Below are 24,501 nucleotides of genomic sequence, written 5' to 3' on the forward strand. Positions count from 1 at the left end.
CATAAATTCGGAAATTAATTGGAATATTTTGACCATTTTGATCTGTCGCATACAAGGTAATGAGATTAATACCCTTGACGGATCGGTGGTGTTTGCCTGACCAAAAATAGCTAACTAAGTCCATATGCTGACTATACGGTTTATCTAAAACAGTATCATCAATACTGACTATAAGTTTATTATTATCAATATGTTGAATTGCTTCTTGATATAGGTCGTGAGGTGTGTAGTCTTCACGCTCTAGAAAGCGATTTACACTATCATGCGAGATGTTATAAGTCTCGGCAAGTTGTGTGCAGCTAATAGAGTTCGGTTCTGTCATGAGAAAGCCCATATAAATGGGTAGAGTACAAGTTGCTGTAGAAGCATTTTTAATTCGTCTGATCACAGATACTTTATAAAGTATTTTAATACTTTTTTGAATCCGTCAATGCGTAAGTCCTAATATAATATAAAAATAATAATTATTTATTCATGAGAGTGACGCTATGGTGAAAATACTCTTGGGGCTATGTGTTTGCATTGGACTGATTGTCCTTTGGAAAATATTTTTAAAAATTCAGATCAATCAACATTTACAGCAATTTAGAATTAAGCAGCTCGCCGATTTAATCAAACCCGATGCGACCTCGGCACAGCCCTTATCCACAGCACAAGCGCGGGTAGATGAGGTGGAAGAATATGAACAACAGCTGTTTGATGATGTCTGCCAGATATTTTTTGAACGCCATCTGACCGAACGCAACTTAAGTCAGGCCATCGGGGTTCAAGAAGGTGTGTTAAGAAAATTGCCTGCCAAAGCCCAAACCCGGATTCGTCAGCTGGACTTGGGCGAATGGTCGGTTTACTGGACTTTCTATGACCAGTCTTTAGAATATTATGTCGGACGTTATGGGGTATTTTATACTCATATTGACCGTTTCGGTTGTGAGCATAAATGTGAATTCAAGGAACAGCATAGCCGTGCCTGACTGAAACTAGGCCTCTTATACTGCTGCTGATATTGCTGAACAGGCAGCTGGACTGAGATTAAAATGACTGCTTTATCACTGCTGCTTGTAATTTGGCATGGCAAACTCGTGTTATGACTGGAGTCAGACGACACTTGGCTATTTAATTATCGGCCTTTAAATTCAGGGGCGCGGCGTTGCAGCATGGCCATGACACCTTCTTGTACATCCTGAGTTTTAAGCAATGGAGCCAGATGTTGCTGTAAATGGGCAAATGCAGTTGCAGCACCCTGTTCAGCTGCTTCTTTGGCAGAAGCTAAGGTTGCCTGAACGGCCAGTGGAGCAGCCTGGGCAATATGTTCCGCCAGTTCAATGGCACGTTGTAATGGCGGTTCAGGGATAATTTCACTAATCAGGTTTAAATCCAGTGCTGTTGCTGCATCAAAGTGATCGCCAGTCAGTAAATAGCGCATGGCTTTGGACCAGCCCGCAGCCTGTACAAAACGCACGGTTGCACCGCCAAAGGGTAAAATGCCACGCTGTACTTCCATTTGTGCGAACTGGCAATTGTCCTGTGCAATGACGATATCGGCATTCAGCATCAACTCTATGCCTGCGGTATAACAAATCCCTTGTACGGCAACAACCACCGGTTTCTTGCGTATTCTTGAGCTGGTACCCCAAGGGTTAATTTGCGCATGATCAAAATCAAATACGCCTGTTTCCAGTTTAGGTTGTAATTCAACCAAATCCAGTCCGGCAGTGAAATGATCACCATGGGCAAAAATAACTGCACAACGTAATTCCGTGTCATCTTCATATTCAGTTAAGGCCAGTGACAGATCATGAATCATATGGCTATCAAAGGCATTTCTTTTGGCAGTACGGTCGAGGCCAATCAGGAACAGAGACCCGCGAATTTCCCGACTGACTTTTCCTTGTTGTGGTGACATGGTTATTTTTCCAGATGAACTGTTTTTTTAGGTTTTAAACGCTTGTTAGAAAACTGTCAAATGAGTGCAGGCAAATTTTTCAATACTTTTGAAATGACACAATGTGCAGGTGAAAGCACAGTATTGATAGGCGAGGGATGGGACAAAATAGACATAATTTATCTTGCGTTCAGGGCTTTTTTTTTCATAATAGCAACACCTATTCGCTGTTTGATTATTGTCATGTCACCTCTAGAAATTGTTGCGGTTATTATTAGTCTGATTGGGGTGACACTCACCATTAAACGCAATATGTGGTGCTGGTGGTTTAACTTTGCAGCTTTTGTACTATATGCCTATCTCTTTTATCAATTCAAGCTCTATGGCGAAGCCATCTTGCAGCTCTTTTTCATCGTGGTGAACTTTTATGGATTCTATCACTGGCTGAAAGGCAAGCAGCAAGATCATGAAATTCGGATTGAGCCGATCGCCACAAAAACAGTGATTTTCCAAATGTTGCTGGCCGCGATTGGCGGTTTAATTTTCGGTTTAACGCTAAAGCATTTTACCGATGCCGCTGTGCCTATGCTGGATTCACAACTGGCTGCATTTAGCCTGCTGGCCACCTATTGGACCAGCCGTAAACATATTGCCACCTGGGTGTTGTGGGTTTTTGTCGATATTGTTTATGTCGGCATGTTTATTTATAAAGACTTATTCTTAACTGCTGCTTTGTATGCGGCTTTTGTTGGTCTGGCAGCTTTTGGCTGGTGGCAGTGGGAGCAGGTGAAAAAGAAACAGGCTTTGACTCAGTTCAAAGGTGTTTAAACCCTGAGGAGTAATGCATGCTGATCGACTTTACTCAATATCAGTTGCGCAGGTTTGACGAACTGGCAGCCCGAATTCAAGCCGAGCCGGAAAAATATCTCAACTTTGATTCTGTTTCTGACTTTTATAAAGCGGCCTGGTTGCAGGATTTTCCTCAAGGCACAACCTGGACTGCCACAGGTCTGGATGATGGTGCTGAACAGTTTGATGCGATCATTGAATATCGTGGGCATTTTCTCAGTATTTGCTGTGCCGAGAAAATAGTCATTCATTGTGGCATACGTGCTGAATAGTTTGGTATAGAGGGTCAATGACAACAGCTTTAAGATTTAATTAAATAAAGAGCTATAAAAATAGGCTAGATCAGTGATGATCGAATGGTTTAGAAAAATTTAAAACAACCACTAGAAAAACAAAGGATTAGAAAATATGGCACATCGTTTTACTGTGAATTCTACAATTCAGGGTGTTTCAATTGATCAGTTCAAGCGACTTGTAGCAAATACAGCCTTACACGAGGCAGTATGCCGACGTATTCCCGGGGAAAAACTGGAAATTATTGAATCGAAAACAAGCGGTGATATTTACACTTTACGCCGTGCCTATAACTTGGATGTCAACATTCCAGACATAGCGAAAAAATTCCTTAAAGATGCATTTCGAGTCAAACGTACCGATGTTACCGATTTAGCTGCATTAACTTCAAATATTACCTTGGGTGCAAATATGCCTTTAGAAGCGAATTGCGAACGTCTGGTGACAGGAGATGAGCAGAAAATTCACATTAGTCTGAATTGGCATGTCAAAGTAAAAGTCCCTTTGATTTCAGCTATGCTGGAAAAACATGCCGAAACAGAAATTCGCAAATTTAGCCAGCTGGAAATCCAGATTGTGGAAGATGAGTTAAAGAAAAGTTTAGTCGCTTAATCCATAAAAAGCTCTTCAACTGAAGTAATGCCAGTCAGTTAAGAAATTGATTGGCATTTTCTTTTTTAAATTCATGACTGTATTTGATATGTGGGAAAGTCATCCGCAACTGTTTGAGGCAGGACTACATAAAAAATGATTGTTTCTGCGACGAATTTTCTGGTTGATGGTGGTTGACGAGTTTTGCGGATGACAAATGCCTTTGGTCTTACGAAGCAGTGCTTCTCAGGGCGAAACCAAAGTAACAAATGAGCTGCAAGAGTTTGATTTAAAACGGTAAGACTCCGCCATGAATTACGAAAAAATTAAAGAGTTTATTTCTAAACTCCTTAACTGATCAGCATTATTTCAACTGAAGGTTTTTTTTATAGTTAATCTTTAGCTAAATAACGCTATAACCTCACTTTTTTCCGTTCTCATGTAGTCTGCCAATCAACTTGTAATAATATGAATCAAACTTTTGCATGATGATAGCTGTCTTTATATATTAAACGCATCGGAACGCTCAAAACTCACGGCATTTTCATTTTATCAATAAAATCACTCTGATCTGTCACTCAATTAAAGCCGGATAAAATAGGGGGCAATAGATAGAACAACACCGATTGTGGTCAATAGACCAGTACTTTCTATAAAATAAGGGAAAATCATCAGAACCAAGCCACAGATCCAGGGCATGACCGCTTTTTGCTTTTTCCCATACAAAAAATAGCCTAAGCCTATAGAACTAAAAAGCACACCGAGCAGGAGTTGGGCAGTTGTCATATTTTTTATTGATAAAGAAATTTGGCAAATAATAATCAGGAAAAATTAAAAGGGGCTTAAAAGTTTGAGCATTTCGAACAGCATAAATCATTCATAAATATGCAATAGAAAGTTTAAAACTGAATATCACCCAGCACATTTTGAGGTTAATATTTCTATAGAATTTTGAATTGAAAAAGATAGTGATTCTGGCGTTATCGCTGGGTAAGGAAAAAATAGATGAGCACCATTTTAGCTGTTGCACAACGTGGTGAAAGCATTTTGACGTTAACAGCGGCAGAAGTGGCAAAGACTGAGTTGAATAGTCCTTGGCTAAAAGAACTTGCGGAAGCCATGCATGCCACCATGTTGGCGCGCAACGGCGTAGGGATCGCAGCCCCTCAGGTCTATGTGTCAAAACGGGTCATTATTGTGGCCTCACGTCCGAACCCGCGTTATCCCGATGCACCTGAAATGGATGCGCTGGTGATGGTAAATCCTGAAATTCTAGAAAAATCTGAGTTGACGGTTTTGGGTGAAGAGGGCTGTTTAAGTGTACCGGATGAGCGTGGGCAAGTCGCTCGTGCTGAAAGCATTAAGCTGCGTTATTGCACTTTAGAGGGTACAGTGGTAGAAACGACCTTGAGTGGTTTTCCTGCCCGAATTGTGCAACATGAAGTGGACCATTTGGATGGAGTGCTGTTTATCGACAGGATATAAGTATATATTGTTTGTTTTTTGTACTTTTGGTATAATTTTGAGCTAATAAAAAATCTATAAATTATAAAGATACAATAACGAACATGAAATTTTTTAGAAAAATATTCAGGCTGACTTTTCATTCCTGGGGCAGAGTCAAGTTTCATCTATTTGAATCCGATAATTTAATTATTAACTGGTCCAATTTTGACAAGGGCATATTGCTCTGCTTTTTTGGAGCATTTTGCCAAGTCAGCGCGATTAAATGGTATCTGTTTAGTTGCTATTCAGAAGAAAATCGGGTCTGGATTAATCATGACTTTTTTTTCGTCCGTATTAGTACGGTAGTTGCCACCTTAATTGTTTTTATCGGCATGATTGTGCTTAGCTACAGATATAAACACAATGCAAAATTCCGTCAATTTATTGCCTATTTTTCACCGGTGTTTTTTGGTGCAGTGATGATTTATGCAGGCTATACCGTGGGTATGTTTAGTCCTGCAACCATTGCCGGTTTTGTCAATATTGTGCTGATTGGCCTGGTCTATTATTCACGTAAAATGATCTATGGCATCGCCCTTTTTGCTTCTATTTTTACTATTGTTATCAGCTATTTAACTTTTAATGGGGTCATTCGCTATGCACCTGTGTTCAGTGATACCCTGACACATAGCGAGTTTTATCATAATCCGTTCTGGATCAAAAGTATGGCTGAGGTCTATCTGCCTATCTTGCTCACTTCAATTTTATTTTTTGAAATTTTGCTCTCGCAGTGGCGCCGTCGTGAAATGAAGATTAAAAAAATGAGTCAGACCGATGCGCTGACCAATGTCTTTAATCGTCGTTATATTGGGGAACAGCTCAGCACGTTGGAAAGCAGGAAAAAAGCGACCTATGCCGTGGTGTTGCTGGATTTGGACTATTTTAAAAAAATTAATGATGATTATGGTCATGAAACCGGAGATGCTGTTTTGCAGCGTGTAGCCACCATTTTATCTACCACAACGCGAATACAGGATGTGGTGGGGCGTTTTGGTGGTGAAGAGTTTATCCTGATTTTAAAAGATCAAAATTTGCAGCAGGCAATCGAGATTGCAGAACGCTGCCGAAAAATTATTGAACAGGAAGAATTTGAGCTGGAAACAGGGAAAATTTTAAAAACCAGTGCCAGTTTTGGGGTAGCTCTTTCTCAGGAAAATGCCAAAAAAGAACACATCATTCGTATGGCAGACCGGGCTTTATATTTAGCTAAACAAAAGGGACGTAATCAGGTGCGGAATTATTTAGAGTTAAACTTAAAGCCTGCTGTTTAAGCTTGTATTGCTAGGGGTTCATGATCATAAATTGTAAAAATTTCCGACATATACTTTTAGCAGTTTTTCTCTTGATTCTATTGATACTTGAAAGTCCCCCTTTTTCAAAGGGGGATTTAGGGGGATTAAAAGATTCAAATAAAAAAATCCCCTCGAATGAGGGGATTTTTATTCATCTAATAATTACTGAACCGAATCATCCAAATTAGGCGCTAACCAACGCTTCGCCTCATCTAAAGTCCAGCCTTTACGTTTCGCATAATCCTCAAGCTGATCACCTGCAATCTTACCCACATTAAAGTATTGTGACTCAGGGTTCGCATAGTAGAAACCGCTCACTGATGAAGGTGGCCACATTGCAAAGCTTGAAGTTAATTGCGTACCAATCTTGTCAGTAGAACCTAACCAGTCAAACAACGGCGCTTTTTCAGAATGCTCAGGACAAGCCGGATAGCCCGGTGCAGGACGAATACCGACATACTTCTCTTTAATCAACTCTTCATTCGACAACTGTTCAGATGCCTGGTTGCCCCAGAACTCTTTACGAATACGTTCATGCAAGTGCTCTGCAAAAGCTTCGGCAAAACGGTCACCCAAAGATTGCACCAGAATGGCAGAGTAGTCATCGCCTTTGGCTTTGTATTCATTTGCTAATTCTTCTGCACCGAAAATCGAAACGGTGAAACCACCCAGGTAGTCATCCGCCACACCTTTAGGCGCAACAAAGTCCGCCAATGACAAGTTTGGTTTACCGGTGACTTTGTCAGACTGCTGACGGATATGCTGGAAAGTATGCGTAATAGTTGCGCCAGTTTCATCATAGACTTCAACACTGTCTGCACCTGAACGGTTGGCAGGATAGATGCCAAATACCGCACGTGCATCAAAGCGTTTGTTGTCGATGATGTCTTTCAGCATTTTCTGCGCTTGTTCATACAAATCAGTTGCTGCTTCACCCACAACTTCATCTTTCAGAATTGCAGGGAATTTACCTGCCAAGCTCCAGGAAATGAAGAACGGTGTCCAGTCAAAGTATTTAACCAAAGTTTCCAGAGGATAATTGGTCAGTGTTTGCGTACCAATGAAGTTTGGCTTCATAGGTGCGTTGGCTGCAAAGTCAATTTTCAAGCCATTTTCTACCGATTCTGCATAAGACAGTTTGGCTGCTTTCGGCTGTTTGTTGGCAATACGCTCACGCACTTTTTCATATTCAGCGCGAGTTTCTGCCACAAAGGCAGGTTTCATCTCTTTAGACAGCAGGGTAGTTGCTACACCCACCGCACGTGAAGCATCAGCTACGTAAATGACGGCATCATTTGAATATTGCGGATCAATTTTCACCGCAGTATGCGCTTTCGATGTAGTTGCACCGCCAATCATTAACGGTACATTGAAACCTTTACGCTGCATTTCTTTGGCAACGAAGACCATTTCATCCAAAGATGGGGTAATCAAGCCAGAAAGACCGATGATATCAACCTTCTCGTCAATTGCCGTTTGCAGAATCTTCTCGCACGGTACCATCACCCCAAGGTCGATGATGTCATAACCGTTACAGCCCAATACCACGCCAACAATATTCTTGCCGATATCGTGCACATCGCCTTTTACGGTCGCCATCAACACTTTACCTTTAGATTCACCGCCAGATTTTTCTGCTTCGATGTACGGGTTCAACCAAGCTACGGCTTGTTTCATCACGCGGGCAGATTTCACCACTTGCGGCAGGAACATTTTCCCTGAACCGAACAGGTCACCGACCACGTTCATGCCGTCCATCAGTGGACCTTCAATCACATCCAGCGGACGTTTTGATTTTAAACGCGCTTCTTCGGTGTCTTCATCAATAAAGGTGGTAATACCTTTGACCAGTGCATATTCAAGGCGTTTTTCAACTGACTCATTGCGCCATTCAAGATTTTCAACAGCTTTTTGTGCGCCAGCCTGACCGCGATATTGCTCAGCCACTTCAAGCAGCTTTTCAGTCGCTTCTTGGCCGCTTTCACCCTGGTTTTGGTTCAGGATGACATCTTCAACTGCAGCTTTCAATTCGGCAGGGATGTCATCGTAAATTGCCATTTGACCAGCGTTTACGATCCCCATGGTCATGCCTTGCTTGATGGCATGGTAAAGGAATACCGAGTGAATCGCTTCACGTACCGGCTCGTTACCACGGAATGAGAACGATACGTTGGACACGCCACCGGAAATCATGGCATGCGGAAGGTTCTGTTTAATCCAGCCGGTCGCTTCAATGAAGTCCACGGCATAGTTATTGTGTTCTTCAATACCAGTTGCCACAGCAAACACGTTCGGGTCAAAGATGATGTCTTCAGCCGGGAAGCCGACTTCATTCACTAAAACATCGTATGAACGCTTACAGATTTCACGTTTACGTGCGGCAGTATCGGCCTGACCATCTTCGTCAAATGCCATCACGATCACGGCTGCACCGTACTGACGGCAAAGGCGTGCTTTATGGACAAACTCGTCATAACCTTCTTTTAAGGAAATCGAGTTGACGACCGGTTTGCCTTGTACGCATTTCAAGCCCGCTTCAATGATTTCCCATTTAGATGAGTCAATCATGATGGGTACACGTGAAATTTCCGGTTCAGAGGCGACCAGATTCAGGAAGTGCACCATTGCACCTTGTGAATCGAGCATGCCTTCATCCATGTTGATGTCGATAATTTGCGCACCGGCTTCAACCTGCTGCTGTGCGACTTCTAATGCTTCAGCAAATTTTTCTTCACGAATCAAACGCAGGAATTTTTTCGAACCGGTGACGTTGGTACGTTCACCGACGTTGACGAATAAAGATTCTTCTGTGATGTTAAATGGTTCTAAACCGCTTAAACGGCAAGCTGGTTTGGTTTCAGGAACCTGACGTGGCTTGATGTCTTTTACTGCGTTGGCAATGGCGCGGATATGATCCGGTGTGGTACCGCAGCAGCCGCCAGTAATGTTGATTAAACCGCTCTCGGCAAATTCTTTCAGGAAGGCAGCAGTTTGTTCCGGAGTCTCATCATAACCACCGAAGGCATTTGGCAAGCCTGCGTTTGGATGGGCAGATACGAATACATCGGCAACGTCAGACACCGTTTTTACGTGTGGACGCATGGCATCTGCACCCAGAGCACAGTTAAAGCCAATTGATAACAAATCACCGTGACGAACCGAGTTCCAGAATGCTTCTGCGGTTTGGCCTGTTAATGTACGGCCTGAAGCATCGGTAATCGTCCCTGAAATCATCAATGGCAATTCATAGCCAATCTGGTTAAAGACTTCTTTTACTGCAAAGATCGCCGCTTTACAGTTCAAGGTATCGAATACGGTTTCAATCAGCAGAATATCTGCACCGCCTTCAATCAGCGCATGCGCCGCTTCGATATAGTTTTCTTTTAATTCATCAAAGGTGATGTTACGGAAAGCAGGGTCGTTTACATTCGGTGAAATCGAACAGGTACGTGATGTCGGCCCAAGTACACCAGCAACAAAACGCGGTTTGTCTGGGGTTGAATATTTTTGGCAGGCTTCTTTGGCAATACGTGCCGCTTCACGGTTAATTTCCGGAACCAGATCTTCCATGTGGTAATCCGACATAGAAACACGTGTACCGTTGAAACTGTTGGTTTCAATAATGTCGGCACCCGCTTCCAGATAAGCTTCGTGAATACCCTGGATAATGTGCGGCTGGGTCAACACCAAAAGGTCATTGTTGCCTTTCAGGTCAGATGCCCAGTCAGCAAAACGCTCACCACGGTAGTCAGCTTCTTCGAGTTTGTGACGCTGAATCATGGTGCCCATCGCACCGTCGATAATCAGAATCCGTTGAGCGAGCAGCTCTTTTAGGGTGGCAAGCGTGGACATAAATAACCCCAATCCGGTGGAATATAAAATCGGCAAATATATTAACAGAATTCAATCCAGTTTTATTGATATTCGCAGGTCAGGGGCACGCACTATATATTAGGTTGTTGAATAATTAGACATATTTGTTGCCAAGTATATTTAATATAAATGCTTGGAATGCTTCACGAATTTGTCATATTAATCAGGCATGATGGAAAATGAGCAATAGGCAGGAGCAAATATGACAATAAATATGAATTTATATCAGATAAGCTGAAACATTGATTTTCAAAATAAATAACAGTGAATTATGTATTCTAACCAATTGATTTATTTTATTAAAGTGAAATAATTTGATGGGTTTTAGTGAGTGCATAACAGTAAATAAAGTATGAAAAACTGCTTTATATGACAGCTCTTTGTCATATAATTGTCACAATTAAATTGAACAATAAGGGGATTTTATTATCCCTTTGAACCGTCTGCATGAATTCTAATATTCCTCCCGTCCAAGATCAGGTGCCATCAGCACCAGCGAAATCGACGAATGTGCATGTTGCTACACCGAAATTTTTTATGCCGGTGTTTCTCACGGTTATTATTTCAACTTTAGTGTATATCGGTTTTCAGCTTTCGACCGATTTGGCGCATGTGCCAGCATTAAGTTTATATTCCGTTATTCTTTTGGCGACTGCTTTATTAATTGCTTTAGGCTTTGAATTTGTTAATGGTTTTCATGACACGGCCAACGCAGTCGCAACTGTTATTTATACCAATGCCTTATCTGCACCTGTAGCTGTCATGTGGGCAGGCTTCTGTAACTTCCTAGGGGTAATGGTGGCAAGTGGTGCTGTTGCTTACGGCATTATTGCTTTATTACCTGTAGAGCTGATTATGAATGTCGGTTCAGGCGCAGGCTTTGCCATGGTTTTTGCCATGCTGATTGCTGCGATTCTCTGGAATTTGGGTACCTGGTTCATGGGTATTCCGGCATCAAGCTCACATACTCTAATCGGTTCGATTTTAGGTGTGGGTATTATGAACTACCTGCTTCATTCAGGCGCTGGCGCAAGCGGCATAGATATGGAACAGGTGATGAAAGTAGGTAAAGCACTGCTGTTTTCTCCGCTGATTGGTTTTGCTTTTGCTGCTGTCCTGTTTTTACTGGTGAAAAAAATCTTCCGTAAACAGTTAGAGCTTTTTCATCCGCCTGAAGGTAACAAGCCGCCACCCCCTTTAATTCGTGCGATTTTGATTTTCACCTGTACTGGTGTGAGTTTCGCGCATGGTTCAAATGACGGTCAAAAAGGCATGGGCTTGATTATGCTGATTTTGATTGGTTGTGTACCATTGGCTTATTCTTTAAATAAGAATTTCGACAGTGCACATATTCAGTCTTTTGAGCAATTGTCTCAGCAAACGGCTACTGCTATTTATCCGCAGCATGAAAATATTACGGATGCTCAGGCACGTGCTGTCATTACCAAATATATTCAAACCAAAGAAGTGAACCCTGAAGTGGTTCCTGCTTTAGCAAGCTTGACAGATCATTTGGGCGAACGTGTTGCCAAATATGATGATATTCACACTATTCCAGAGGCTGAAGTTTCTGCGATCCGCAATGATATGTATCTCAGCACGACTGCGTTTAAGCGTTTAGATAAAGCTGAGCAGCTTCCTGAAATGTCAAAAGATCAAAGCAAGTTAGTTAAAGAATATCGTAAAAACCTGGATTCATTCCTGCAGTACATTCCAACCTGGGTGAAAGTGGCTGTTGCCCTGGCATTAGGTCTGGGTACGATGGTGGGCTGGAAACGTATTGTGGTCACTGTAGGTGAACGTATTGGTAAAAACCATATGACTTATGGTCAAGGCATGTCAGCCGAACTTGTTGCGATGACTACTATTGCTGCAGCAGATGGTTTTGGTATGCCGGTATCAACCACACACGTTTTGAACAGTGCAGTTGCAGGTACCATGGTAGCCAATAAATCAGGTTTGAATTTGCAAATGGTACGTACGATTTTATCGGCATGGGTCTTCACTTTACCAGCGACCATCTGTTTATCTGGTGGTTTGTACTGGCTATTCTTACAGTTCGTTTAAGACGTCTGTTAGAAACAAAAAACGCTGCAATTGCAGCGTTTTTTGTTTCTAATGAATACTTGGTTTTTAAAAAAATAAACTCTTTCTGGATGAGCAGAACTAATCATCTTTTAAAAAGAGAGAAATTCCTCCTCCCTTTGGGATGAGGAATATATTCCGTAAGAGGTGGAGGGTTTTATTAATATATGTATCTTTTAGTACAGTAAAAAATGACTTCTCTCTTGCGTACTCAGAATATATTCTCAGGATACTCTCCTCTTAGAAGGAGATGGACTAAAACGAGAGGACAATAAAAATATTCATCAAGAGAGAAAAATCCACCCTTATTTCTTAAATTTGCCTAACACTCGCTTAATCGGCAATTTTTCGTTGGCAAAGCCATACAGTGCGGCAAAAGGCAGAGCGGTGCGGGCCAAATAAGGCACACGCCACAATCCGCCATGGTTGGCGCCTTTCATCATCAGTTCCAGCGGATGATCCAGATGGGTTTCTGGATTGGCAACCGACTCTGGATGACGCAGGTCATAAATCCATAAGGCAGCCATTAAGGCATTGGTGGTTTCAGGGCTAAACGATTCCACATCGAACAGGCTTGCACCATTGAAGGCCGCTTTCAATAACGGATTTTTGGTAACTGAATGGGTCGTGGTAGACGGCGCAATATTGATACTGACCCGTTGTCCATAATGACGCGCCAGTGTTGCACGCCACTGCTGGATCCGTTTGGCCAAAGCATAGTTTGGACCTTGCTCGACCACCAGACAGTCCGCAATGCCATATTCCTGACCATTGTCCGACGGAATGAGCATATGTAGATTCTGCTGGAAAAAGCGCTTAGCGGTAACGGCTGAAATACCTTTACTCATAAGCTGCCGGACTTTGGAACGACATTGGAACTTGTCATAAGATGCTTCAACGACTTCCTTCGGAATGGCATAGACATCGGTTGGCGTGCACATGAACATCAAACTGGTATCCGATTTTTGCTCACTGACATATTCCATGATGCTGTCCATGGCCATGGCAACACGGACATGCTTTTCACCATCGAGATAGGCAATGGCAGCCAGGTCAAGCTGACGTTCACTTTGGCTTAACCAATGGGCAATTTCAGGGGTTTGGGTGAGTAAATCTGCGCCTAATTTTTCTTTCAGCACTGTGCTTGAGGTATCTTCTGCCAGTTTTTCCGTGCAAGGTGCATAAAGTGTGGCGTTGCCTTGCTGAATGGTGTTGAGGATTCTGTCCCACACCCGGGTATTGGGTAAATCTACTGCGACAATATTGGCTTTCCAGCGTGCCAGCCAGGTTAGCGGACCGGCTTCAGACCCTGCACCAAATAGCACCATGGTACGGTCAGAAAGATCAAACCATTCCGGATGTGCCTGTGCCGTACGCAGGGCATCGGCATGGCTGCATTCGATAATGCCTGCATCTTGCCAGATCTGGATTTGATTTAGTAAAGCCTGGCCTTGTAATTTTTTCCCTTTATAAGGGACATACCATTCTGGTGCAGCATCACTTTCACCTTTGAGCTGAATGGTATACAAGGTGGCGGTATCAACATCTTTCATGATGTCTTTCAATAAATAGCGTTGACCATCACGATAAAAGTCAAAGCTATGATGGGCTTTATGCAAGCCTTGTTTTGCAATGGTAATAGAGTTGTTGATGGTGTGAATGCCTTGTTCCACCAAGGCCTTGAAGTAAATCGGATAGTTCTTGCGCCAATTTTTTTCGGCAAGTGCATACATCGATGACTTGTTGTCGACTATAGACAGGGCTTCAGCAATAATTTCTTTGCCTGTTTGTGAGGTACTGGCCTTTTTGCTGGTGGCATTAATCGGGAATTGAAGACCATTTAATGAAGTGGACATGCAAAAGATCTCTTTTTTTTGCGCATTAATATACAGATGTCTACATTATCTATGCCAAATTGATTTGAGGGGTAGCATTTAATGACAAAATTATGTAAATATTCTTTTAGCAATAAACAATAAAAAAGGAGCATTGCGCTCCTAAATAGTTAAATGTCAGCAATACGCCTTATTGAGCAAACCTGCAATTTTTTAAGCATATATGCAGGGTGATTCTATCCTTCTCAATATCCTTAAAAAGGAAATTGCATCAATTTATTCAAAAAGTGGCCAATAAGCCGTGGTTCAATAATGATGGTCATGATTACGCCATAAGCTGCGCCCCATAAATGTGCACTATGGTTGATATTGGAATTGCCGCGTTTACCTGACCAGATGCTATAAGCGACATACAGCACGGCAAAAATAATCGCCGGTACGGGAATAAAAAATACAAAGATCAATTTCCACGGTTCAAACAGAATATAGGCAAACAGGACCGCAGACACTGCACCAGAGGCACCCAAACTGGCCCAGCGATGATCATTTTTATGTTCTAAATAACTTGGAATAATTGCTGCAATCAACCCGCCCAAATAAAACAGTACAAAGCCTAAATCGTACATATATTGCCGATAAAAACTTTCAATCACGCTGCCAAAAAAGAACAGGGTAATCATGTTGAATAACAGGTGAGTCCCATCTGCATGCACAAAACCATGGGTAATAAAACGATCATATTGTCCACGCTGCATCGCGGGTGGCCAGAAAATGAGTCGGCTCATGACTTTCTGGTTTGAAAACGCAATCAGCGAGATAATAACGGTAATAAGAATCAGCGTAACGGTGTGGTTAAAAGGTAAATCCAACATAAAAGCAAGTTCTACATTTCAAAATTTATCGTTCATAATGCCATTAAATGGTAGCTTAAGTGGAACTTTCACAATAAATCCGACAATTTTAGTTGAATTTATGAAATTACCCCGCATCTTCAGTTAAAATGGACACTTCAGCTTGAGGAAAAATTGTTATGTCGACTGAGAACACCAGCACTGCAGTTGTAGAAGAGATTCCAAACTTATTGATTACTCCGACTGCTCAAGAGTATTTAAAGGATTTGTTAGAAAAGCAAAACACACCTGGCATTGGGGTGCGTGTTTTTGTGGAAAATCCTGGTACGCCACGTGCTGAATGTTGCATGGCATATAGTGCACCTGACGAAGTTGTGCCAACCGACTATAAACAGGATTATCCGGATTTCCCGGCATTTATTGATACTCCGTCAATTCCGTATTTGCTGGATGCTGTAATTGATTACAATAAAGACCGTTTTGGCGGTCAATTAACCTTCCGTGCACCTAATTCAAAAGTACCACGTGTCGGTCCGGATGCATCGGTAGAAGAACGTATCACTTATGTACTTCAGTCCGAAATTAACCCGGGACTTGCAGGACATGGCGGTAACTGTGCACTGGTTGAAGTGGTGGAAGATGAAGAGCACGGTTTAACTGCAGTACTGAAATTTGGTGGTGGCTGCCAGGGCTGTTCATCGATTGACTTAACGTTGAAACAGGGTGTAGAAACCACCTTGAAACAGCATGTTCCTGAATTGATGCGTGTGGTTGACCAAACCGACCACAGCAACACCGAAGGTGCTTATTTCAAATAAGACTGAAAAATTTCAAAAAATAACCTCCACTTAGGAGGTTATTTTTTATATAAGTCAAGAAAGCCGCATGATGCGGCTTTTTTATCACTAGAAATTAAGTATCCAGATTTAAAATTTTCTGTGCCGTTTCCGCATAATAAAATTTCTCTAAATATGTTCTGGCGCGTTCACGTAGATAGTCGGATGAAACCAGTTTTTGCACGACAGGTGCCAGCAACTGCTGTAATTCATGTTGAATCAGGGCTTCATCAATATTCAGGTCACGCAGTAAGAAATCAAAAGGGCGTTCCTGATTGCGGATATACCATGCATAGACACCATCATGAACCTGCTGTTTCAGGTAATCCGTTTGACGGATGTGATCCCAGATTTCATGGCCTAAATTCACCGTGTTACCGAGATCTTGAACTTCAATGTAATTTTTCAGTACCGTTAAAGGCATATCCTTGACTTTATGCCAAAGGTTGGCCTGGAAATGATAGAGTTTTTCATTATCAAAGTGCTGATTCAGAACATGCTCACTCATTTGGCTCAGTTTTAAAATATTCTTCTGCAAATAATGTGCAATGGTTTCATCCAGATTTGAATCGGTCACGGTTTCTAACACCGATTTGCCCATTTTCATAAAACGGGACACGCCAGGCACCCGTTTGGCCATGACAGAATTATCCATATAGTCTTGAATGGAGTGCTGAATGAGCTGGGTAATCATGGCGGAAAAAGCAGGATTATTGACCACCTTTTTAATCAAGCGTTGACGGTGATCACTTTTGCCCGCGACATATTGGGCAATTTTGTCGATGGTTAAAACCGGAATGACATCCGCTATTTTAGTATCTTTATTAAGCGGATGAACCAAGGCAAAATGCAGATGCTCAGCGATTTGTTCAATCAAAAAGCTACTCGCTGGCGTGGTTAAAATCTGCTTTTGCAAAAGTGCATTAATTTGCTCAAAGGACCAGATCTTTTGCAGCGGCTGTTTTCTAAACCATTGATAAAAATTCAGGAATTCAGTTTCAATCGTGGCAGTATGTGAAAACTCTTGTTCTAAAAAGTCAAGATGAGCTTCAATTAACTGCTCAATCATCGGATGTTTTTGCATACTGTCTCAAAAAAATTAATTTAATGGAATAAGTTTATCCGCAAGCGGGTTTTTCATCTTCTGGGTTTTGGCAAGAAAAGGTAAATAATGTGCTGCCACTTCCTGCTCTGCTTCCAAAATTGGCATATGTCCCACATTGTTAAGAATGACAGGAGCTTCGGCGCGTTTCAATAACGATTTTAATTCATTTGCCACTTCGACATTAATAATCTTGTCCTGTTTACCCCAAAGAATCAGGGTAGGTGCTTCCACCGTTCGAGTCAGACGGGCAAAGGATTCTGGCGTATAAATGCGGTTTAGTGCCACCAGCTGATCAATCAGTTTGCCATTCTTTGCTGCCTGAGTAATCAGGTAGTTCTCTTGGGCAGATTTTACAGCCTTAGGTAAGCTGGGTGGATTTTGCATGACCCGATGCATCACCTGTTCCAGATCGCTAGGTTTGGACACAATCAGCTGTTTCAGAGTCAGCGGATCTTTAGAATAACGGGTATTGGCCTGGGTATAAATACCTGCGCTATTGAGCAGAAACAGGCTTTGCGTATCAAACGGATATTGTGATGCATATACAGTGGCAATCGATCCACCCAGGGAATGTCCGGCCACATTCAACTTATCTTCGACCTCAATGGCTTCGACAAAACGACGCAAGTTTTCTGTTACATTGGGTACAGAAGCATCAAAATTTTCAGGTGTTCTGGTTTCACCATTATTGGGTAAGTCGGGAATCACCACATGATAGTAAGGCGTTAAAAAATGAGCCACCCGATTCCAGTTGTCCCGATTTCCGGCTAAACCATGAATGAGCAGAATGGTCGGTTTTTGCCGTGAACCCCCTTCATTATAGGCCCAGCTAATCTCACCGACTTTAATGGTTTTAGCTTTTAAACCCGCTTCACTGCGCTCCTGGATCAGATAGTTTTGTAAATTTATTTTTTCTATATTCACTTTATTGTTTTGAGCCATAGTCATGCCTGTAAAACAGCAGGCACTCACCAAACAGAGGTTGCGTACAAATCGAGCAAAATTTGAACCAGACTGTGTCATTGACGATCATCCTTGAAGACTCATGACGATAATATTTATAAATCGGGAATAAAAATATTTAATTTCAGACAGCATTTAATTTTTTTAAAATGTCTGTAGTTTATTGTAAGTATTATTAAAGAAATGTCACTGAATTGTTTTTTGAACTCGGTAACCTGAAAGCTTTAAAAATGTGAACCGTGTCGTTTTTTGAAGCTAAATAAAAATATTTTCTCAGGTCATTATAAACTGTAGAGCTATGTTTTTTGCAAGTGACTTTCGGTTTTGATGGCATTAAAATATTGCAACTTAAAACATTGGAAGACCAGCATGCTAACAGCAGAAGAAGCTTTGGATCGTTTAAAAAAAGGGAACCAGCGTTTTGTAAACGGTGAAACAACCCATTTGAAGCTTTTGACTCACCAACAGCGCGCAGAAATGGCCGAAAGCCAAGACCCATTTGCGATTGTTTTAGGCTGTTCAGATTCCCGCGTACCGGCTGAAATGGTATTTGATCAGGGGCTGGGTGATTTATTTGTTATTCGTGTAGCGGGTAATATTGTTGCGCCATCTCAAGTGGGAAGTGTCGAATTTGCAGCAGAAAGTTTTCATTGCCCTGTAGTGATCGTATTGGGTCATACGCATTGTGGTGCCATTCATTCCACCATTGATGCCTTGACCAATCCAGCAGCTCCACCATCAGCAAACTTGATGTCGATTGTCAATCGAGTACGTCCTTCAGTTGAAATTTTAATGCAGACTGAACTTAAAGATGATCTGGATAAACTGTCTAAACATGCAGTACGTTCCAACGTTTTTGCATCTGTGAATCAGTTGCGTCACGGGTCTGCGGTATTGGAAAATCTAATTGTCCAAGGCAAATTAAAAGTAGTAGGTGCAGAGTATTCACTTGAAACGGGTGAAGTGGTTTTCTTTGATTTTTAAGTAAAAAGCATGATTCATAAAAGGCGCTTTATAAAGCGCCTTTTATATAGGGATAAGCATTGTTCAACAAGATGCTTTGGGCAGATGCATTGGGATGAACCAGATCGGTTTGCATCAGGTCTTTTTTGCCAGCAACCCCTTCTAAAAAGAACGGCAACAATTTTACCTTATGTTGTTGACTGACAATCTTATAATTTTTCTCAAAGGCCTTGCTATAAGCTGTGCCGTAATTGGGCGGAATTTTCATTCCAAAAACAATCACTTTTGCTTTTGCCTTTTGACTTTGCTGTACTAAAGTCGTCAGGTTTTTTTGAATCAACAGCGGTGGCTGACCGCGCAAACCATCATTTCCGCCCAGTTCAATCACCACAATATGTGGCTTATGTGTTTGCAGCAATTTCGGTAAACGCGCCACAGCACCACTGGTGGTTTCACCGCTGACACTGGCATTGACCACTTTATGCTGTTTCGGATACTGTTGGTCTAGACGTTTCTGTAATAATGCTACCCAGCCTTGCCCTGCCTGTAGGCCATAACCTGCACTAATACTGTCACCCACAATCATAATGGTTTTCGCAGATGCTATGACTGGGCTAAGACCCAGACTGAGCATGGCCAGGCAAGCCCATACAAGAGTTTTCAGATTGCGATTTTGCATATAGGAATTTTATGACTTACGTTAATAGCGACCATTCCATCATGCCACAAGTGATTATCTCTGCACAGCAGCTTAGCCAAAAGATCAAATTTTCCCAAAAAGAGCTCAGCATTTTTGAAAATCTAAGCTTTGATATTTATCGTGGTGAACAGGTAGCGATTACCGGACGATCCGGCTCGGGGAAATCGACCTTGCTGGGTATTCTGGCCACGCTGGATCAGGCCACCTCAGGGAAATTGCAGGTATGCGGGCAATCGATTGGCGAATTGAATGAAGAACAGCGTGCGCTGGTACGCTTAAAAAATATCGGTTTTGTGTTTCAATCCTTTCAGCTGTTGCCGCACTTAACGGCGGTGGAAAATGTCATGTTACCGCTACGCTTACAGCAGAATTTTAACTTTGCTGCAGCGGAAAAAAAGGCTTTGGCCTTGCTGAAAAAAGTCGGCTTGGAACGTCAGGCCACCCAAACTCCCAAAGTCTTGTCTGGTGGTGAGCAGCAAAGGGTAGCGATTGCCCGTGCTTTAATCAGCGATCCACAAATTATTTTTGCCGATGAACCAACCGGTAATCTGGATGCGCAAACCGCCAATGAAATTGAACAACTGTTGTTTCAGCTGAATCGTGAGTTTGGTACCACGCTGGTGCTGGTGACCCATGATTCAACATTGGCCCAGCAATGCCAGCGTCATTTTGAGTTGCGTGATGGCCATTTGATCGAACATGGCTCGGGAGAGAACTGAAATGAATCGATTATTTCGGCCCTTGTTGACGCAAAGCTTTAAAAGCAGCGGTGTTTATCTGCTGATTATTGCCTTGACCCTGGCGATTAGTGCCACCACTGCGCTGAAATTTAGCAATGAACAGATTCAGAATGCCGTAGCCTTACAGGCAGCAGAAATGCTGGCAGCTGACCTGGTGCTGAGCGACAATCAGCCACTGGAACAAAAGTGGCAGAATCAGGCTAGACAATTAAAACTGCAACTATCCCAAGTCACCGCTTTCAGTTCAATGGCGCGTACCGATGATCAATTTGTCATGGTCAATGTCAAAGCCATCGATCAGGCATTTCCCTTGCGCGGCGAGCTTCGGGTGCTGCCCCAGGTTAAAACCATCCAGTCTGGTGAGGTCTGGATGAGCCCACGTGCTATGGATTTATTGCATGTTAAATTGGGTGACCAAATCAATATTGCAGATGGCCAGTTTAAGATCACGGCAAAAATTGTACATGATTCCAATCAGGAACTGGGCTTTTCCGGTTTTTCACCGACGGTAATGATTTCCCGTAACGACGTCGCCAAAACCAATGCCATTCAGGTGGGGAGCCGTGCCGAGTATCGTTTGTTAATGGCGGGTGATCCCGAGCAAACCAAGCAGTTTGAACAAGATTTTAAGCAACAGCAGCACGCGACCTTGCCGAAAGCAGCACATGATGCACCAACGCAGGATGAGCAAAATAGCCTTAGGTTAAGAAATGCCAGCGAAGGCAATACCCGTTTAATGAAACCGATTGCCAATCTGGATACTTTCCTGCAACTGAGCAATATCTTGACCATTTTGCTGTGTGGGATTGCGATTGCCCTGACCAGCCAGCGCTATGTGCAACAAAATCAGGACAATATTGCATTGATGCGTTGTATCGGTGCGACACGAGGCCAGATTCTCAATGCCTATCTTACCTTGCTGGCCGTGGTTTTGCTGGTCGCCATGCTGATTGGCAGTCTGGTGGGTGTCACTTTGGGTTACGGTTTGCTGCAATTGATGCTGCAACTGATTCCAAATTTACAGATTGCATTTTCAGCAGGAGAGATGCTGCTGGGACCATTACCGATTGCCATGCTGACCAGCGCAGTGGTGCTATTGGGATTCATTGTGCCCAGCTTATGGCAATTGCTCAATACCCCGCCGATTCGGGTGATTCGCCAGCAGGAAAAGTCAGTACAATCCATGCTCTGGATGTTAATTATGGGCACAGCCAGCTTGGCCCTGTTCAGTATCGTATTGACAGAAAATATCGTGCTCACTGCCTGGGTGATGGGGGCGATTGTACTGCTGTGTACACTGCTCTATGTATTGATCTGGGGCTGTTTAAAGTTCATCAAAAACCTGAAAGGGGCAATTTCAGCCTATGTGCGGGTGCCGTATCAAACAGCTTTTCAAATTACTGCTCTGGCACTGGGCCTGAGTCTGATGACAGTGTTAACCGTGTTGCGGACAGATTTGCTGGAACGTTGGCAGCAGCAATTGCCTGCAGGCACACCGAATCAGTTTGTTTATGGCCTGCCGCCGTTTGATATGCCAGCCTTTAAAGCGCAGATTAAGCAACATGGATGGCCAAGTACGCCTTTATATCCCAATATTCGTGGCCGATTGGTGGCAAAGAATGATCAGCCCTTTGCAGCAGATCTGGTTAAAAGCAACAATTCTTTACGGCGTGAACTGAATTTAACCCAGACCACCGAATATCCGGCTGACAATATCATCGTGCAGGGCACGGCAGCCTTGAAACATCCTGATGAGGTGTCAGTTGAAGCCAAAATTGCAGAGGAGTTGGGCATCAAAATCGGTGATCAGTTGACTTTCAGCCTGCCTGAAGGTCAGATTCAGGCCAAAGTAGTGAACTTGCGCAGTGTGGAATGGGAAAGCTTTAGTCCGAATTTTTTCTTTATTTTCGCCCCCAAAACTATGGATGAAAATGCGGGTAGCTATTTAGGCAGTTTTTATGTACCGGAACAGGATAAAAACCAGATGGTTGCGCTGATTCAGCAATTCTCTAACACCGTTTTTATTGATGTTAGCCAGATTCTGGATGAGGTCAAACGTCTGGTGAATGTCCTGGTACAAATTGTTACCATTCTGGCACTGTTGGTCAGTGTTTCGGGTATTCTGGTGTTAATAGCCTGTTTAAACCTGTTGATGGATGAGCGTAAACGTGAAGTGGCTTTACTACGTTCATTTGGCAGTTCCAAACAAAAGCTCAAGCAGATGATGACCCTAGAAATTGGTTTTATGGGATTCATGGCAGGAATCGTATCTTGCCTGTTTGCCGAAGTCATCAGTGCCATTGCCAGTTATAAAATGAATCTGCTGATTCAGCCCCATTGGCAAATCTGGCTGATTTTACCCATACTTATGACGCTACTGTGCGCGCTGATTGGACGTTATCGTTTGAGTTATCTGTGTGATATTCCGCCACTGCAAAGTTTACGTGAGATGAATCAATAGCAGATTCATCTTCAGTAGACAAAATTCTGGGCATTAAAAATGCAGTTGTGCCCGCATAGCGGCCAATATTTGCCGCCAGACTGGTTCCAGAATCTGCACTTTCTGCATGCAGTAAGCATACAGCAAATAACAACTGATGATGCCTACTGCCATGCCTACTACAAAAGCCAAATTGGGTTTATGTATTCTTTGTCCCACATACCAGATTGCTGTCAGCACCGCACCCATCAACATGCCGCCAATATGTGCGGCATTGTTAATTCCGGCGATGGTAAAGCCAATCAACAAATTGATGCCCATAATCATCAGCAGGCTTTTTTTATCTAGAATAAAACGTTGTTTCGGTAATAGGGGGAGTAGGGATAAAACAGTCAATGCACTGCCAATACCCATCACGGCACCCGATGCACCGGCACTGACGGTGGGAAGAAACTTAGGATCATTGCTTTGCAAGAGTGCAAAGGTATTCTGAATATCGATGAAACCACTGAGTAAACTGCCCATCAGACCGGCAAGAATATAAAGTCCCAGATAATAAAACCGGCCTAACAGCTGTTCAGCCACACTGCCAAAAATATACAGTGCCCACATGTTTAGCATTAAATGAATTAAGCCAAAATGAAAAAACATGCTTGTAAACAGGCGAGTGGGTTCCTCTAAAAAGGTTAAAGGTGCATAATCAGCACCCCAATGAATCGCATCGACCAGACTTGGAGTCGTAATATTGACTCCACTCAGGACTTGCCAGAGAAATAAACCGACATTGATGGCAATAAAAACTGCCGTCAGCCACCAAAGATGAACCTCGGGTTTAGTTCGAATGGGAGGGGGAGAAAGTTCGGCCATGCTATTCTTTTATAATCTTTGCTATATTCAGTATCCAGCTTAGCACGAAAAAAAACAGATTTTTGGAGTAACTCACTGACATGAAAGCTTTTATTGTTCGTAGTTTGTTAATACTTGTCAGTCTGGTGCTTTTGGTTCAACTGTGGATTTTTTCAAGTTTGCTGTGGTGGCGCACCCATCCGGTGGATACCACCATGATGATGCGTCTGGATTATTGGTCCGAACCTTCGAAACCGATTAAACATGAGTGGCGTGATTATGATCAGATCAGTGATTATATGAAACATGCCGTGGTTGCTGCGGAAGATGGAAAGTTTTTGCAGCATAAAGGTTTCGACTGGGAAGGCATGCAGTTCGCCTTAGAACGTAACAAAGACAAGGGTAAAGTGGTCGCAGGCGGTTCAACCATTTCCCAGCAACTGGCCAAAAACCTGTTTTTATACAATAAGCGTTCCTTCCTGCGTAAAGGACAGGAAGCGGTTGCCACCTGGATGATGGAACGCATGTGGTCAAAACAGCGCATTCTGGAAGTCTATCTCAACTCGGTAGAATTTGGTGACAATATCTATGGCATAGAAGCCGCTACCCAGCATTATTTTGGCAAAAGTGCGCGAAGCCTGAGTCGTGAACAGGCGGCATTCTTAGCAGCCATTTTACCTAACCCTAAATATTATCAAGATCATCAACATGATAAAAAATTACAATATCGTAAACGCATGATTCAAAAATATATGCGTTATAGCCATATTCCCTAATTTAGGATTTATTTTCAAAAAGCCCAGTGATTTGGGCTTTTTTTTATGAAATTGTCATAAATTTGAAGCATACT

General features: G+C 42.6%; 21 protein-coding genes and 1 pseudogene. 12 read left to right on the top strand and 10 right to left on the bottom strand.

The features are described from left to right. Positions 1-388, bottom strand: a pseudogene (locus FTT83_RS08665) (IS701 family transposase); the annotation flags it as partial. A gap of 100 nt (positions 389-488) precedes the next feature. Here FTT83_RS08665 and FTT83_RS08670 point away from each other — a divergent pair. Next, positions 489-971, top strand: a complete 483-nt coding sequence (locus tag FTT83_RS08670; RefSeq protein ID WP_180176530.1) for a hypothetical protein — start codon at positions 489-491, stop codon at positions 969-971. Positions 972-1,117: 146 nt separating this feature from the next. Here FTT83_RS08670 and FTT83_RS08675 read toward each other — a convergent pair whose 3' ends face one another. Continuing rightward, a complete protein-coding gene (locus FTT83_RS08675; protein WP_180176531.1) occupies positions 1,118-1,903 on the bottom strand; it encodes a crotonase/enoyl-CoA hydratase family protein in 786 nt (261 codons plus the stop codon). Positions 1,904-2,125: 222 nt separating this feature from the next. Here FTT83_RS08675 and pnuC point away from each other — a divergent pair, with 222 nt between their 5' ends. From pnuC to FTT83_RS08690, 3 genes are all read left to right on the top strand, one after another. Next, positions 2,126-2,710, top strand: a complete 585-nt coding sequence (gene pnuC / locus FTT83_RS08680; protein ID WP_180082116.1) for a nicotinamide riboside transporter PnuC — start codon at positions 2,126-2,128, stop codon at positions 2,708-2,710. 17 nt (positions 2,711-2,727) lie between these two features. Next, positions 2,728-3,003 (top strand): hypothetical protein, encoded by a 276-nt coding sequence (locus tag FTT83_RS08685; protein WP_180082115.1) that lies wholly within the window; start codon positions 2,728-2,730, stop codon positions 3,001-3,003. A gap of 136 nt (positions 3,004-3,139) precedes the next feature. Then, entirely contained in the window at positions 3,140-3,637 is a 498-nt protein-coding gene (locus FTT83_RS08690) for a DUF2505 family protein (protein WP_180082114.1), read from the top strand. A gap of 561 nt (positions 3,638-4,198) precedes the next feature. On the opposite strand, the gene FTT83_RS16060 is transcribed toward FTT83_RS08690, so the two are convergent. Next, complete coding sequence (locus tag FTT83_RS16060) at positions 4,199-4,402, bottom strand: amino acid transport protein (protein WP_166167563.1); 204 nt, start codon at positions 4,400-4,402, stop codon at positions 4,199-4,201. Between the two features lie 219 nt (positions 4,403-4,621). On the opposite strand from FTT83_RS16060, the gene def reads away from it, so the two are divergent. Together def and FTT83_RS16325 are read left to right on the top strand one after the other, a co-directional pair. Then, positions 4,622-5,101 carry a peptide deformylase gene (gene def / locus FTT83_RS08695; protein WP_180082113.1) on the top strand — a complete coding sequence of 160 codons (480 nt, stop codon included), beginning with the start codon at positions 4,622-4,624 and terminating at the stop codon, positions 5,099-5,101. 359 nt (positions 5,102-5,460) lie between these two features. Next, positions 5,461-6,393 (top strand): GGDEF domain-containing protein, encoded by a 933-nt coding sequence (locus FTT83_RS16325; RefSeq protein WP_180189940.1) that lies wholly within the window; start codon positions 5,461-5,463, stop codon positions 6,391-6,393. Positions 6,394-6,576: 183 nt separating this feature from the next. On the opposite strand, the gene metH is transcribed toward FTT83_RS16325, so the two are convergent. Beyond that, positions 6,577-10,266 carry a methionine synthase gene (metH, locus tag FTT83_RS08705; protein WP_180176533.1) on the bottom strand — a complete coding sequence of 1,230 codons (3,690 nt, stop codon included), beginning with the start codon at positions 10,264-10,266 and terminating at the stop codon, positions 6,577-6,579. 468 nt (positions 10,267-10,734) lie between these two features. On the opposite strand from metH, the gene FTT83_RS08710 reads away from it, so the two are divergent. Further along, positions 10,735-12,354, top strand: a complete 1,620-nt coding sequence (locus FTT83_RS08710) for an inorganic phosphate transporter (RefSeq protein ID WP_180042930.1) — start codon at positions 10,735-10,737, stop codon at positions 12,352-12,354. Between the two features lie 323 nt (positions 12,355-12,677). Here the strand turns inward: FTT83_RS08710 and FTT83_RS08715 are convergent, their stop codons facing one another. Both FTT83_RS08715 and FTT83_RS08720 read right to left on the bottom strand, forming a co-directional pair. Next, complete coding sequence (locus tag FTT83_RS08715; protein WP_180042931.1) at positions 12,678-14,228, bottom strand: hypothetical protein; 1,551 nt, start codon at positions 14,226-14,228, stop codon at positions 12,678-12,680. 233 nt (positions 14,229-14,461) lie between these two features. Continuing rightward, positions 14,462-15,079 carry a rhomboid family intramembrane serine protease gene (locus FTT83_RS08720; RefSeq protein WP_086195945.1) on the bottom strand — a complete coding sequence of 206 codons (618 nt, stop codon included), beginning with the start codon at positions 15,077-15,079 and terminating at the stop codon, positions 14,462-14,464. Positions 15,080-15,237: 158 nt separating this feature from the next. Between FTT83_RS08720 and nfuA the strand changes: the two genes are divergently transcribed. Then, the gene (gene nfuA / locus FTT83_RS08725; protein ID WP_086195944.1) at positions 15,238-15,876 is read left to right on the top strand and encodes a Fe-S biogenesis protein NfuA; all 639 of its coding nucleotides are present in this window, start codon (positions 15,238-15,240) and stop codon (positions 15,874-15,876) included. Positions 15,877-15,970: 94 nt separating this feature from the next. Here the strand turns inward: nfuA and FTT83_RS08730 are convergent, their stop codons facing one another. Together FTT83_RS08730 and FTT83_RS08735 are read right to left on the bottom strand one after the other, a co-directional pair. After that, complete coding sequence (locus FTT83_RS08730; protein ID WP_180042932.1) at positions 15,971-16,978, bottom strand: hypothetical protein; 1,008 nt, start codon at positions 16,976-16,978, stop codon at positions 15,971-15,973. A 15-nt stretch (positions 16,979-16,993) separates the two neighbouring features. Then, entirely contained in the window at positions 16,994-17,947 is a 954-nt protein-coding gene (locus FTT83_RS08735; protein WP_373456122.1) for an alpha/beta fold hydrolase, read from the bottom strand. 384 nt (positions 17,948-18,331) lie between these two features. Between FTT83_RS08735 and FTT83_RS08740 the strand changes: the two genes are divergently transcribed. After that, positions 18,332-18,946 (top strand): carbonic anhydrase, encoded by a 615-nt coding sequence (locus FTT83_RS08740; RefSeq protein ID WP_086195941.1) that lies wholly within the window; start codon positions 18,332-18,334, stop codon positions 18,944-18,946. 28 nt (positions 18,947-18,974) lie between these two features. Here the strand turns inward: FTT83_RS08740 and FTT83_RS08745 are convergent, their stop codons facing one another. Next, a complete protein-coding gene (locus FTT83_RS08745; RefSeq protein ID WP_373456123.1) occupies positions 18,975-19,559 on the bottom strand; it encodes an arylesterase in 585 nt (194 codons plus the stop codon). A 56-nt stretch (positions 19,560-19,615) separates the two neighbouring features. Between FTT83_RS08745 and FTT83_RS08750 the strand changes: the two genes are divergently transcribed. Together FTT83_RS08750 and FTT83_RS08755 are read left to right on the top strand one after the other, a co-directional pair. Further along, positions 19,616-20,344 carry an ABC transporter ATP-binding protein gene (locus FTT83_RS08750; RefSeq protein WP_180042935.1) on the top strand — a complete coding sequence of 243 codons (729 nt, stop codon included), beginning with the start codon at positions 19,616-19,618 and terminating at the stop codon, positions 20,342-20,344. 1 nt (position 20,345) lies between these two features. Then, complete coding sequence (locus tag FTT83_RS08755; protein ID WP_180042936.1) at positions 20,346-22,826, top strand: ABC transporter permease; 2,481 nt, start codon at positions 20,346-20,348, stop codon at positions 22,824-22,826. A 33-nt stretch (positions 22,827-22,859) separates the two neighbouring features. Here the strand turns inward: FTT83_RS08755 and FTT83_RS08760 are convergent, their stop codons facing one another. Beyond that, on the bottom strand, positions 22,860-23,672 hold the full coding sequence (locus FTT83_RS08760) for a rhomboid family intramembrane serine protease (RefSeq protein ID WP_180042937.1): 813 nt from the start codon (positions 23,670-23,672) through the stop codon (positions 22,860-22,862). Positions 23,673-23,752: 80 nt separating this feature from the next. Here FTT83_RS08760 and mtgA point away from each other — a divergent pair, with 80 nt between their 5' ends. Next, positions 23,753-24,427 carry a monofunctional biosynthetic peptidoglycan transglycosylase gene (mtgA, locus tag FTT83_RS08765; RefSeq protein WP_180042938.1) on the top strand — a complete coding sequence of 225 codons (675 nt, stop codon included), beginning with the start codon at positions 23,753-23,755 and terminating at the stop codon, positions 24,425-24,427. Positions 24,428-24,501: the final 74 nt, after the last annotated feature.

Origin of the sequence: Acinetobacter sp. YH01018 (genome assembly GCF_013420295.1) — a bacterium.
Classification (GTDB): Bacteria; Pseudomonadota; Gammaproteobacteria; order Pseudomonadales; family Moraxellaceae; genus Acinetobacter.